The sequence below is a fragment of the Sphingomonas oligoaromativorans genome (assembly GCF_011762195.1).
Taxonomy (GTDB): Bacteria; Pseudomonadota; Alphaproteobacteria; order Sphingomonadales; family Sphingomonadaceae; genus Solisphingomonas; species Solisphingomonas oligoaromativorans.
The window spans coordinates 545410-558202 of sequence record NZ_JAASQK010000001.1; the positions used below are offsets into that span (position 1 = coordinate 545410).

General features: G+C 66.0%; 11 protein-coding genes. 5 read left to right on the forward strand and 6 right to left on the reverse strand.

Going from position 1 to position 12793, the window contains the following annotated elements; genetic code table 11:
- Nucleotides 1–41: 41 nt before the first annotated feature.
- Entirely contained in the window at nt 42–1688 is a 1647-nt protein-coding gene (locus tag FHS98_RS02690; RefSeq protein ID WP_167099379.1) for a S10 family peptidase, read from the reverse strand.
- A gap of 290 nt (nt 1689–1978) precedes the next feature.
- Here FHS98_RS02690 and paoA point away from each other — a divergent pair, with 290 nt between their 5' ends.
- The 3 genes from paoA to paoC are packed head-to-tail and all read left to right on the forward strand — an operon-like array spanning nt 1979 to nt 5769.
- On the forward strand, nt 1979–2608 hold the full coding sequence (paoA, locus tag FHS98_RS02695; protein ID WP_167099382.1) for an aldehyde dehydrogenase iron-sulfur subunit PaoA: 630 nt from the start codon (nt 1979–1981) through the stop codon (nt 2606–2608).
- On the forward strand, nt 2605–3555 hold the full coding sequence (locus tag FHS98_RS02700; protein WP_167099385.1) for an FAD binding domain-containing protein: 951 nt from the start codon (nt 2605–2607) through the stop codon (nt 3553–3555). Before paoA ends, FHS98_RS02700 begins: the two co-directional genes overlap by 4 nt.
- 3 nt (nt 3556–3558) lie before the next feature.
- The gene (gene paoC / locus FHS98_RS02705; protein WP_167099388.1) at nt 3559–5769 is read left to right on the forward strand and encodes an aldehyde oxidoreductase molybdenum-binding subunit PaoC; all 2211 of its coding nucleotides are present in this window, start codon (nt 3559–3561) and stop codon (nt 5767–5769) included.
- A 5-nt stretch (nt 5770–5774) separates the two neighbouring features.
- On the opposite strand, the gene FHS98_RS02710 is transcribed toward paoC, so the two are convergent.
- Entirely contained in the window at nt 5775–7361 is a 1587-nt protein-coding gene (locus FHS98_RS02710; RefSeq protein ID WP_243847812.1) for an MFS transporter, read from the reverse strand.
- A 379-nt stretch (nt 7362–7740) separates the two neighbouring features.
- Between FHS98_RS02710 and FHS98_RS02715 the strand changes: the two genes are divergently transcribed.
- Both FHS98_RS02715 and FHS98_RS02720 read left to right on the forward strand, forming a co-directional pair.
- The gene (locus FHS98_RS02715) at nt 7741–8496 is read left to right on the forward strand and encodes an SDR family oxidoreductase (protein ID WP_167099391.1); all 756 of its coding nucleotides are present in this window, start codon (nt 7741–7743) and stop codon (nt 8494–8496) included.
- A gap of 29 nt (nt 8497–8525) precedes the next feature.
- Nucleotides 8526–8942 carry a cupin domain-containing protein gene (locus FHS98_RS02720; RefSeq protein ID WP_167099394.1) on the forward strand — a complete coding sequence of 139 codons (417 nt, stop codon included), beginning with the start codon at nt 8526–8528 and terminating at the stop codon, nt 8940–8942.
- Nucleotides 8943–8961: 19 nt separating this feature from the next.
- Here the strand turns inward: FHS98_RS02720 and FHS98_RS02725 are convergent, their stop codons facing one another.
- The 4 genes from FHS98_RS02725 to FHS98_RS02740 all read right to left on the reverse strand — a co-directional run bounded on the left by FHS98_RS02725 (nt 8962) and on the right by FHS98_RS02740 (nt 12689).
- Nucleotides 8962–9177 carry a hypervirulence associated TUDOR domain-containing protein gene (locus FHS98_RS02725; protein ID WP_167099397.1) on the reverse strand — a complete coding sequence of 72 codons (216 nt, stop codon included), beginning with the start codon at nt 9175–9177 and terminating at the stop codon, nt 8962–8964.
- Nucleotides 9178–9349: 172 nt separating this feature from the next.
- Nucleotides 9350–10189: a hydroxypyruvate isomerase family protein gene (locus tag FHS98_RS02730; protein WP_167099400.1), complete on the reverse strand. Its 840-nt coding sequence runs from the start codon at nt 10187–10189 to the stop codon at nt 9350–9352.
- Nucleotides 10190–10265: 76 nt separating this feature from the next.
- Nucleotides 10266–11498 carry a Xaa-Pro dipeptidase gene (locus tag FHS98_RS02735; protein WP_341786011.1) on the reverse strand — a complete coding sequence of 411 codons (1233 nt, stop codon included), beginning with the start codon at nt 11496–11498 and terminating at the stop codon, nt 10266–10268.
- A 117-nt stretch (nt 11499–11615) separates the two neighbouring features.
- Entirely contained in the window at nt 11616–12689 is a 1074-nt protein-coding gene (locus tag FHS98_RS02740; RefSeq protein ID WP_167100323.1) for an NAD(P)/FAD-dependent oxidoreductase, read from the reverse strand.
- Between the last annotated feature and the right edge of the window lie 104 nt (nt 12690–12793).

Genomic DNA, 12793 nt, shown 5'->3' on the forward strand with positions numbered 1-12793 from the left:
ATGCCGGCCGGGTGCCGAAATCGACACCCGGCCGGGATCGATCAGTTCCCGAGATTGTCGGTTCGCCGGATGAAGTTCGCCACGTCGTCGTGCAGCTTCCGCGCCGCTTCCGGGTGCGCGTAGACCATGTGGCCGGATTCGTAATAATGATATTCGATATTCTGCTGGAGATTGGCCGGGATCGGCAGGTGATGCATCTCGTACCAGCCCTGATAATAAGGCGTGGCGAGATCATAATAGCCGCCGGCTGACATCACCTTGAGCTGCGGATTATATTTCATCGCCGTGGCGAGATCGGGGAGCACGCTCGTGCCCACCATCTTGAGCGCGGGCAGGCCGGGCGTCGCGTGGCTCCAGTCCCATTGCGGGAAAACGTCGATGCTGGGCTTGAACACCTCGTCCTGCCCGTAATGCAGATCCTTGCGGACATAATCGTTGAACGCCGACACATAGGCCGAGCTGAGCGCCGCCGACTGCGGATCATAGTCCGCATCCTTGGAGAGCGGGTCCATATCCGCGCCGGAGAAGCGGGTGTCGAGGCGCCCGGTGGTCAGCCCGTCGGCATCCTGCAACTGCTTGGAGAAGTTCGGCCCGTCGAGGCGCAGGTCCGCCTTCAGGATATAGGCGGTGGAGATGCCGGTATAGCCGGCCAGCTTCTCGGCGATGTGCTGCTTCGCGGCCGGGTCGAGTTCGCTGCCCTGCGCCAGCGCGGCGGCATATTCGGTGGAAGCGAAATGCTCCACTTCCTTCAGGAAGGGCTCGAGCGCGGCGGGCCGGCCGCCGGGAATGCGGTTATGATACCAGGCGGTCGCCGCCATCGTCGGCAACTGGGTCACATAGCCTTCGACATTGCCCGGATTGGCCCCCTGAAGCCCCGCGAACAGGCTGAAATCCAGAATCTGCGAGAGCAGGACGACGCCGTTGAAATCGACATTGTCGTCGGTGGTCAGCTCGTTGATGAGGACGGCCGAGCGCGGCGTGCCATAGCTTTCGCCGAACAGATATTTGGGCGAGTTCCAGCGGCCATATTTGCTGAGGAAGCCTTTGACGAACTGGGCGAAGGCATAGGCGTCGGCGTCGATGCCGAAGAAGGCCTTCTCCTTGTCCTTGCCGGCGATGCGGCTGAACCCGGTGCCGGGCGCGTCGATGAACACCAGATCCGACACGTCGAGCAGGCTGTTGCCGTTGTTGACGAGGCTATAGGGCGCGGCGGGCGTGTGGCTGTCGTCGGCGGTGACGACGCGCTTCGGGCCGAAGGCGCCCATGTGCAGCCACACCGTCGAGGAGCCGGGGCCGCCATTGTAGAGGAAGGTGATCGGCCGGTTCGCGGAAGGCGCGCCCTTGGCGAAATAGGCGGTGTAGAAGATCGAGGCTTCGGCCTTGGCGTTCTTCTTGTCGCCGAGGTCGCTTGCCGAGGCCTCGCGCCAGGCGACATCGTCCCAGCCCTTGGGGTGGACGATGATCGTGCCCGCGACCGCGCGGTAGGCGATCGCCTTTCCGCCCACCGTCACGCTGCCTTCGCTTTCGGCGCTGGTCGGGGTGAAGAGCACCCCCTTGTCCGGCGCGGCGGTGGCGGCGGCATCGGCCTTCTTCTCGGTCTTGCCGGTCGGAGATTTGCTCTCGGCGGCGTGCGCTGCGTTGAAGGCGAACGAAGCAACGGCTGCGAGCAGAAGGCTTTTGCGGATCATGGCGGCCCCTTTTGGTGTTCGATATGAGCAACACGCTAACCGCATCCTTGCCGCGCGCCAAGCGGAACACCTGCTCGCGAAGCGCGGGGTGGACGAGTGTGGCGCGAAGGTTACGGCGGCGCGGCCGAAGCCCTTGCCAGCTTCGGAACGTGCCTGCGCCCGACGCATTGACGAGGTGTCGCATTCGAGAGGCGCCGTTCTTTCCGGCTGCATCTTCCTGCAAAGGCCTGTATGAGAATGGTCATGGCCAATTTCCCGACGCACCGCGTCCAGACTGGGAGAATGACGCCTTGTCGAGCCTCTCCGACTTCGAGCTGTCCAGGCGCGGAATGATGGTGGGAACGGCGATCGCCACGACGATCCCCTCCTTGGCCGATGCGGCGTCGCCGGCTTCGATCGCGGAGACGCATACCGCCAGTGTCTCGTTCGAAGTGAATGGCGAACCGCGGCAGCTCGAACTCGATGCGCGCACCACCTTGCTCGATGCGCTGAGGGAGCATCTTCACCTCACCGGCACCAAGAAGGGCTGCGATCATGGCCAGTGCGGCGCCTGCACGGTGATCGTCGACGGGCGGCGGATCAATTCCTGCCTGACGCTGGCGGTGATGCACGAGGGCGCGAAGGTCACCACGATCGAAGGGCTCGGCGCGCCCGGCCATCTGCACCCGATGCAGGCGGCGTTCGTCAAGCATGACGGCTATCAGTGCGGCTATTGCACGCCGGGCCAGATCTGCTCGGCGGTCGCCGTGCTCGACGAGATCAAGGCGGGCATCCCCAGCCATGTCACCGCCGACCTGATGGGGGCGATCGAGCCGACGAACATGGAGATGCGCGAGCGGATGAGCGGCAATATCTGCCGCTGCGGCGCCTATTCGAACATCGCCGAAGCCATGGCGGAAGTGGCGGGAGAGAGGGCATGAGGCCTTTCACCTACGAGCGCGCCACATCCGCCGGAGACGCCGCCGCCAGGGTTGCGCGCACGCCGGGCGCCAAGTTCATCGCGGGCGGCACCAACCTGCTCGACCTGATGAAGATCGAGGTCGAGACGCCGGCGCATCTGATCGACGTGAACGGACTTGGCCTCGACAGGATCGAGCCGACGGCGGAAGGCGGCCTCAGGATCGGCGCGCTGGTGCGCAACACCGATCTTGCCGCGGACAAGCGGGTGCGGCGCGATTATGCCTTGCTCAGCCGCGCGCTCGTGGCGGGAGCCTCCGGCCAGCTTCGCAACAAGGCGACCACCGCCGGCAATCTGCTCCAGCGGACGCGCTGCCCCTATTTCTACGACACCAACCAGCCGTGCAACAAACGCCAGCCGGGCAGCGGCTGCGCGGCGATCGGCGGCTACAGCCGGCCGCTCGGCGTGATCGGGGTGAGCGAAGCGTGCATCGCCACGCATCCCAGCGACATGGCGATCGCGATGCGGGCGCTCGACGCGCTGGTGGAAACCGTGAGGGCGGATGGCAGCATCCGAACCATTCCGATCGTCGATCTGCACACGCTGCCCGGCACGACGCCGCATATCGAAACGACGCTCGGCAAGGGCGAGTTCATCACCGCCGTGACGCTGCCCAGGCCGATCGACGGCACGCACATCTATCACAAGGTGCGGGACCGGGCGTCCTACGCCTTCGCGCTCGTCTCGGTGGGAGCGATCGTTCGGAAGGATGGCGGCGGCCGTATCGCGATCGGGGGCATCGCGCCCAAGCCGTGGCGGGTCGAGGCTGCCGAGGCGGAGATGCCGCGCGGTGCGAAGGCGGTGGCCTCGCGGCTGCTCGCCGGCGCGACGCCGACACGGGAGAATGCGTTCAAGCTCACCCTCGTCGAGCGCACGCTCGATGCGGTGCTGGCGCAAGCGAGGGCCTGAACCATGAAGTTCGACACGCCCGCCACGACCAATCCGATCGATCGCCTCAGGGTCGTCGGCAAGGCGACAGATCGGATCGAAGGGCCGCTCAAGACCACCGGCACCGCGCATTACGCCTATGAGCGCCATGACGTCGTGGCGAACCCCGCTTATGGTTTCGTCGTGGGAGCGGCGATCGCAAAGGGGCGGATCACCGCGCTGGACCTTGCTGCGGCAAAAGCCGCGCCGGGCGTGCTGGCGATCGTGACGGCCGATACCGCCGGCAAGCTCGGCAAGGGGGACTTCAATACCGCCAGATTGCTCGGCGGGCCGGAGATCGAGCATTATCATCAGGCGATCGCCGTGGTGGTCGCCGAGACATTCGAGCAGGCGCGCGCCGCCGCCGCATTGGTGCGTGTCGAATATGCCCGCGAGAAGGGGGCGTTCGACCTCGCCGCGCTCAGAGACAGCGCGCCGCTCGCCCCCGGTGGCGGCTTCAACGGCAGCCCGGAGACCAGGGTCGGCGATTTCGAGGGCGCCTTCGCGGCGGCACCGGTGACGCTCGACGCCACTTACTCCACGCCCGTCCAGTCGCACGCGATGATGGAGCCGCACGCATCGATGGCCGTTTGGGATGGCGATCGACTGACGATCTACACGTCGAACCAGATGATCGCTTGGGGCAAGGGCGATGTCGCCAAGACATTGGGGCTGAAGCCCGAGCAGGTGCGGCTCGTATCGCCTTATATCGGCGGCGGCTTTGGCGGAAAGCTGTTCGTGCGCTCTGACGCCCTGATGGCTGCTCTGGGAGCGAGGGCGGCGGGGCGTCCGGTCAAGGTCGCGCTCACGCGGCCGCTGATGTTCAACAACACGACGCATCGTCCGGCGACGATCCAGCGCATCCGGCTGGGCGCGACGAAGGACGGCAAGCTGACCGCGATCGCGCATGAGAGCTGGTCGGGCAATTTGCCTGGTGGCGACCCCGAGACGGCGGTGGGCCAGACCCGGCTTCTCTATGCTGGCGCCAACCGCATGACGGCGATGCGTCTCGCGGTGCTCGATCTGCCGGAGGGCAACGCGATGCGCGCGCCGGGCGAGGCGCCGGGTATGATGGCGCTCGAAATCGCGATCGACGAGATGGCGGAGAAGCTGGGGATGGACCCGGTCGAGTTCCGCATTCGCAACGATACGCAGGTCGATCCCGAAAAGCCCGAGCGGCCATTCTCGCAGCGCCAGTTCATCCGGTGCCTGCGCGAAGGGGCCGAGCGGTTCGGCTGGGCGAGGCGGGCCGCGAAGCCCGGCAGCGTCCGCGACGGACGCTGGATGGTGGGCATGGGCATGGCGGCGGGCTTCCGCAACCATATTCCCTTCAAGTCGGCGGCGCGGGTGCGGCTGGAGCGCGATGGCCGGATCGTCGTCGAGACCGACATGACCGACATCGGCACGGGCAGCTACACGATCATCGCGCAGACCGCCGCGGAGACGATGGGCGTGCCGCTCGATCGGGTCGAGGTCCGGCTGGGGGATTCCGCTTTTCCTGTGTCATGCGGCTCGGGCGGCCAATTCGGCGCGGTCAACTCGACCTCGGGGGTCTATGCCGCCTGCCTCAAGCTGCGCGATGCGGTGGCGCAGAAGCTCGGCATCAATTCCAGCGATGCGCTATTCGCCGACGGACATGTGAAGGCCGGGAACCGGAGCGTCGACCTGACGGAGGCGGCGAGGGAAGGCCCGCTGACCGGCGAGGACGGGATCGAATATGGCGATCTCGGCAAGAAATATCAGCAATCGACCTTCGCGGGGCATTTCGTCGAGGCTGCGGTCGATGCCGCGACCGGCGAAATTCGCGTGCGGCGTATGCTCGCCGTGTGCGCGGCGGGGCGTATCCTCAATCCCAAATCGGCGCGCAGCCAGGTGATCGGCGCGATGACGATGGGCGTGGGCGCGGCGCTGATGGAGGAACTGGCGGTCGACACGCGCTTCGGCTTCTTCGTCAATCATGATCTCGCCGGTTATGAGGTGCCGGTCCATGCCGATATCCCGCATCAGGAGGTGATCTTCCTGGACGAGGTCGATCCGATGACATCGCCGATGAAGGCGAAAGGGGTGGGCGAACTCGGCATATGCGGGGTCGGCGCGGCGGTGGCGAATGCCGTGTATAACGCAACGGGCGTGCGCGTGCGGGATTATCCGGTCACGCTCGACAAGCATCTGGATCGGCTCCCGACGCTGGCCTGATCCGGCTAGATCATCTCCGTATGGCCGATCTGTCCGCTGTCCGCGTCGAGATCGCGCAGATCGCTTCCCCGCGTCTCGCGGCCGAACCAGGCGACGAGGATCAGCGACAGCAGCGTCGGGACCATGATGAGCGCGGATGACAGCCCCATCGACAGGATGATCCCGCTGATCGTGAGCGCCTGCGCGAACAGGCCGCCCGATTTCGTGCAGGCCGCGACCCAGCCTGTCGCTCGGCCGCGGACCTTCAGGGGGAAGCTTTCGGCCGTGTAGGGCAATACGATCGCGATGATCCCGTTGGTGCCCACGATCAGCAGCGCGACCGGGAGCACGGGGCTGCCGCTGCCCGCCAGTTCGAGCCGCAGGACGAGCAGAAGGCCCGCCAGCGTCACCGCGATCATCGTCACCAGCGACCATTTGGTGCTCCAGCGACTGTAGAGCAAGGCGGCGATGAAGACGGTCGGAAAGGCGATCAGCGCGCTTTCGGCCAGCAGCCTGCTCGACACGCCGACGGAATAGCCCTTCGCGACCAGATCGGCCGGCAACCACAACAACAGCCCGAAATTCACGAGCCCCCAGGTGAGGGCGCACATGCTGAGCGCTGACAGCTTGCCGTACAATTTGAGGCCGGACAAAGCGTGTGAGTCGGTCTTTGCGGCGATCACCGCGGCGCTGGCGTGGCGCGCCCTGGCGCCGAAGCGGCGCATGACGGCTTCCGCTTCCTGCGCACGGCCGCGGGAAAGGAGGAACTTGGCGGATTCCGGGATGAACGCGCCAAGCGCGACGAGGATCAGCCCGGACGGCAGATTGGCAAGCCAGAGGATGCGCCACCCGAAGATGGGCTGGAGCACCGCCGAAAGCCCGCTCGCGGCGAAATAACCGCCGACGGCACCCAGCCCGCCGACCAGAACCAGGCTCCAGCCGCGATGGCGGTTGGGCATCATCTCGGCGAGCAAGGCATAGGTCACGGGGAGCATACCACCGGCCGCCGCTCCCATCATGAAGCACATGCCGATGTTCCAGGCGAGGCTGGGCATCGCACCGCAGATCGACGTCCCCACGAACATCACCGCGGACAGCAGGATCGAGGCCTTGCGGCCGTAGATGTCCGCGATCCAGCCCCACAGCACCGAACCGATGACCGTGCCCGCCAATGCGAAGAACGGCACCAGCGACACGGTCTTCTTGGGCACGCCATATTCGCTCACCATGCCCGGCACGGTGAAGCCGAGCGAGGCGGGCTTCATTACGTCGATCACCAGCGCGATCACGAGGATCGCCATCAGTCCCCAGTGGGAGGTGCCCAGATGCGCATCCTCCGGCGCGGCGACGACGATGTCGGCCGCGACGGCGCGCTGTGCGGAGACATTGCGCGGCAGCAGGCCATAAGCGGCCACGAAGATGCCGGCGATGATGAGCCCCATGCCGAAGATCATCATGCGATCCATCGGCATACCCGCCAGGCGATAATGCATCGCGCGCGCCATCGCGAACATGGGCAGGTGAGCGCACACCCCCGCAGTGACCGCGACGCAGCCGAGCACGAATGCCCAGATCGCCTGCCGGTCTGACAAGGTGCTGCTCATTCCGTCCATCGTTCGTGCCGCTCCTGATTCCAGGCCCCAGAAAAGGCGGACTGTGGCCGGACGGGCAATGGCAAAGAGGCCCTCCGCATAAGCGGATCGGATTTTCCTGTGGAGGAACGGCGATATGTTGTCACAGGGTCACATGTAGAAACGTGCCTACATAGGGAACGCGGATGCCGAACCGGTTATCCGGGGAATGAGCATCGGCGCCGCCGCTCCGGGGCATGGCGCCGCTTGCCGTCGAGTTCCCGAAGACTTATAGTCGGCGGAACCCATTATCCCTTGGTTCTCGTACCAGTCGGGGCTTGGTGGCCCGGTCATCGCGGGAGGGTTTCGTATCTCCCCATCGTCTTGCGGTGCGCCGGCGCGAACGAGGTGAGGTCGCGCTATGAAGATCGTGGTGATCGGTGGCACCGGCTTGATCGGATCGAAGACCGTCCCCCTCCTGCGCCAGGGCGGTCATGACGTGGTCGTCGGCTCGCCCAGCAGCGGCGTCAACAGCCTCACCGGGGAAGGCCTCGACAAGGCTCTGGCGGGGGCGGCGGTCGTGATCGATCTCACCAATTCCCCCTCTTTCGAGGACAATGCCGTCCTGAATTTCTTCGAGACATCCGGCCGAAACCTTCTGGCGGCGGAGAAGACGGCGGGCGTGGGGCATCATGTGGCGCTCTCGATCGTCGGCACCGACCGGACGCCCGAAAACGGCTATTTCCGCGCCAAGGTGGCTCAGGAAAAGCTGATCGAGGCTTCGGGCGTTCCCTATACCATCATCCGCGCCACCCAGTTTCTGGAGTTCCTCGGCGGCATCGCGGATTCCAGCATGAGCGGGGACAAGGTGCGGCTCTCGCCGGGATCGTTCCAGCCGATCGCGGCGGACGACGTCGCGGCCGCCGTCGCGGAGGTGGCGCAGGCGAAGCCGCGTTCCGGCATCGTCGAGATCGCCGGGCCGGAACGCGCGCCCTTCGACGCTTTCATCGCACGCTATCTGAAGGCGGTCGGCGATCCGCGGGATGTGGTGAGCGATCCCGAGGCCCGATATTTCGGAGGCCGGGTCGAGGAGGATTCACTCGTGCCACAGGGCGAAGCCCGGCTTGGCCGGATTGGCTTCGACGAATGGATCGCTCGTCCGCGCATGGGCCACTGATCCCGCGCGCCGATCACAGGAGGGAAACCATGAAGCCTATCCTCTGCTCGCTGCTTCTCGCCGCCCTGCCGTTCGGCGGCGCGCTTGCGGACACGCCTCATGCGAAGAACGCGAAGGTCACCCTCGTCTATCAGCATGTGCTGCCCAACGTGCCGGGCAAGAGCATCAAGGGCGTGCTTGTCGAATATGGGCCGGGTGGTTCTTCGCCGGGGCATACCCACGCCCGGTCCGCCTTCATCTACGCGACGGTGCTGGAGGGGGCGATCCGCAGCCAGGTCAACAACGGACCGGTAACGACCTACACCGCCGGCCAGAGTTTCTCTGAGATGCCCGGCGACCGCCATGGGGTGAGCGCCAACGCCAGCGCGACCAAGCCTGCCAAGCTGCTGGCGGTGTTCGTCGTCGATACGAACGAGAAGGAGCTGACGATTCCCTTCGCCCGATGAGGCGATCATACCCGGAGCATCAGCCGTCCAGGTGGCGGAGTGCCGATCCCTTGTGCAAGGCGACATGGTCGGTCTTGTCGCTCTTGATCTCATATTGCGGCTCATCCGGGCTCGCGTGGTGGGTGTAGCCCTTATAGTTCGTGTTCTGTGTGTGGATTGCGATGATCCGGCCGCTGACATGTCCGGCCTCGGAGTTCCAGCCGACATGATCGCCGATCCTGAAGCGTTCACTCATCGATCGCTCTCCCAAAAGGCTGCTATCCGAGCAGCCAACGATCCACAGCCTCGATCGTTCGCGCGGCGAGGGCGGAGGTCGGTCAGCCTGTATGCTCACAGTACCGTGCGCTCGCCCGCACGTTCCATCCGGGCTTGAAAGCGTGCCGACCCTCTCGCCCTGAGCGGGCGGCTCAGACGGTGCAGATACGCACCGCCTGCGCCAGCGCGGGCAGCGGATCGCCTCGTGGCACGAACTCGTGGGCCAGATAGCCCTGGAAGCCGAGATCGGCGATCCCGCTGGCTACGGCGTGCCAGTTGACCTCCTGCGTATCGTCAAGCTCGTGCCGGCCCGGCACGCCACCGGTATGGAAGTGCCCGATCCAGCGGATATTCCTGCCGATCGTGTCGATCAGATCGCCTTCCATGATCTGCATATGGTAGATGTCGTAGAGCAGCTTGACCCTCGGCGAGTTGACCTCCTCCATCACGCGCACGCCCCAGGCGGTATGGTCGGCCATATAATCGGGATGGTTGATCCTGCTGTTGAGCAGCTCCATGCAGATGGTGACGCCATTGTCCTCGGCGATCCGCTTGACCCGGTTGAGGCCGGCGACCGTGTTGGCGGCGCCCTCTTCGTCGGACAGGCCGCGACGATTGCCCGAGAAGGCGATCACGTTCGGCACGCCCGATCTGGCGGCCAGCGGGATGCCGGTGCGGAAGGCCTGTTCGATGGCGGCATGGTTTTCCCGCCGGTTCAGCCCGTCGGCGATCGTCATGACGTCCGCGGCATAGCCCATGGTGCAGCGCAGCCCGTACCGGCGGGGCGCGTCATAATCCGCTGGGTTCAGAAGATCGATGCCTTGCAGCCCGACCTTGACGGCGAAGGCGCAGAGTTCGTCCAGCGGAATCTTGTCGTAGCACCAGCGGCTGACCGACTGCTTCAACCGACCGGCGGCCCTCGGCGGCGCGGCGAGCCCCGCCGTCGCAGCCAAAGAGAGGGAGGAGCCGATAAGCTGACGCCGCGTGACCATGTCGCCATGATATCGGAGACGCCAGCCGGGGCAAGGCGCTCCGTTATTGCCCCGGCTGGCGCTTCAGCGTGTCGGCCTAAGGCCTTTTGACGACGTCGCCGCCCTTCATGACGAAGGCGGGATGCTCGAGCAGGCGGATGTCGCGCAGGGGATCGCCGTCGACAGCGACGAGATCGCCATATCGGCCGGCAGCGATCGCGCCGACATCGGCGGTTTCGTCGAGCGCCTCGGCTGCGTTCCTGGTCGCCGCCTGGATCGCTTCGAGAGGCGTCATTCCCCACTCGACCATCTTGGCGAACTGCCGGGCGTTGTCGCCGTTCGGGTAGACGCCCCCATCGGTTCCGAACAGCATCTTCACGCCCGCCGCATGGGCGGCGCGGAACGTCTGGCGCTGCTTGAGGCCGACCATCTTTTCCTTGGCCAGGCTTTCCGCGAACATGCCGTTCTTCGCGCCCTCGGCGAGGATGTAGTCGTCGTTGTAGATGTCCATGTCGAACCAGGCTCCATGCGCCTTCGCCAGTTTGAAGCTTTCCTCGTCCGCCAGGCTGGCATGTTCGACGGTATCCACGCCGACGCGCAGAGCATCGTTGATGCCGGCCGTGCCATGGGCATGAACCGCGACCCGCAGCCCGAGCATATGCGCCTCGTCGACGATCGCCTTGATCTCGTCGTAGGAGACCTGCTGGGCGCCGACGGAGTCGCCCTTCGAAAGCACGCCGCCGGTCATGCAGACCTTGATGACCTCGGCGCCATATTTGTGGACCTTGCGGACGAGCGCCCGATATTCGTCGGGCGAATTGGCGATATTGGCCGCCGGGGTCGTGATCGAGGGCGGGAACTCGGTCGCGTCGCAATGCCCGCCGGTCGAGCCGAGCGCGTAGGTCGCGGGGACGATGCGTGGTCCGGCGATATAGCCATGCTCGATGCCCTGTTTGAGGGCCACGTCGTCATAATTGGCCGATCCGACGTTGCGCACCGTGGTGAAGCCGGCCTCCAGCGTGCGTTTCGCATTGGCGACGCCCACCACGGTCCAGAAATTGTCGGTGAATTCGAGGCCGGTATAGCCGCTGAAATGCGGATCGGCGGTCAGATGGACGTGCATGTCGATGAGGCCGGGCAGCAAGGTCCGCTCGCCGAGATCGATGCGTTTCGCCCCTTCGGGGATCGCGTCTCCCTGATGGCCGACGGCGGTGATGCGGCCGTCGACGATCGTGATCTGCGGCTTGGCGATCTCCCGGCCGGCCAGCACGTCGACCATTTGCCCCGCCGTGACTACCACCGTTTCGGCGGCGGCGGGCGATGCCGACATGACACACGCAGCAGCCAGAGCCACCGTCCACTTCCAACTTTGCATGATTGTTCTGACCCCTGTCCCTGTTTGCCCATCTCACTGTGCCGGATGGGGGACGTCAATGCCGATCATCGATCAGGCCGGCCGCACGCGCGCCAGCCGTGCCGCGAGGTTGGGGATCGCCGGGGACATGCCGGCGAGAGCGACGATGGTCCGCGCGCCGCCGGGCCGACATGCGAGGTCCGCTATGGCTCCGGCGACGCCTATGGGGCGGCGCAGATGACGGGCGAGGCGGGGTTGGAACGTCTCGGCCGCCCGGCCTTGCAATATGGCCCGCGCGGCGCGTGCGCCGCTCACCAGCGCGATCGCGAGCCCTTCGCCCGCCAGCGACGGGATGACCCCTGCCTGATCGCCGATCCGATAGACATGGGGCAAGCTCGATCGCGCCCGCCAGCCATAAGGCATGTTGGCGATCGCCTGCCGCTCGCCCAAGCCGGAGGAAGCCGACAATCGCCCCTCCAGTGCCGGGCATTCGCGCGATAATGCCAGCAGCAGGGCATCCGGCGTGCCCTCCTCGGCAAGCCGCCGCCGGCTGACGGCGAGGCAGAGATTGGCGGTCTCCTCCTGCATCACCAGGCCCGCATAGCCGCCACGGAAGCAATGAATCTCGATGGTATGGGCCAACATCTCCAGTAGCCGAGGCGAGGCCGCCAGTCGCCAGCGCAACCCCACCATCCGATCGCCTTCTGCCGCCGGGCGGGCGAGGCCGCGCAGCTCATGCTTGCCGGTGGCCAGCACCATCCTATCGAAGCGCAGCAGGGCGCCGTCGGCGGTGGTGATCCCACCATCGTCGAAATGGGACGCGGCCACGCCCCGTTCCACGGCGGCTCCTTCCAGCTCCGCGCGGGCGAGCAGGCAGGCATCGAGCCGTTGCCGGGAAATGCCCATCGCGGGCGCGGGCAGGCGCGCGCAGGCGGTGCGGTGGCCGGCGAACATCTTCATCCGATCGATGCGATGGCCGCCCAGACCTTCCACAGGCACGCCCAGTCGCTCCAGCGCGGCGATCGTCGTCCAGCTCAGGAATCCGCCGCACAGTGCATCCGCGCCCTCGCGCTGTCGTTCGAGGATCAGCGGCGAACGCCCGCCTCGGGCCAGCCCGATCGCGGCGGCGGCGCCGGCCGGGCCGCCACCGACGATCAGCGTATCCATGCGACGCACGGGCCGGGCAGGAGGGTTCGATAATGGGGGATGATGCAAATCCCCTTCTCCTTCGGGGGCTGGTGTTCAGGCTTCGGCAGCTTCCGATTGGTTCC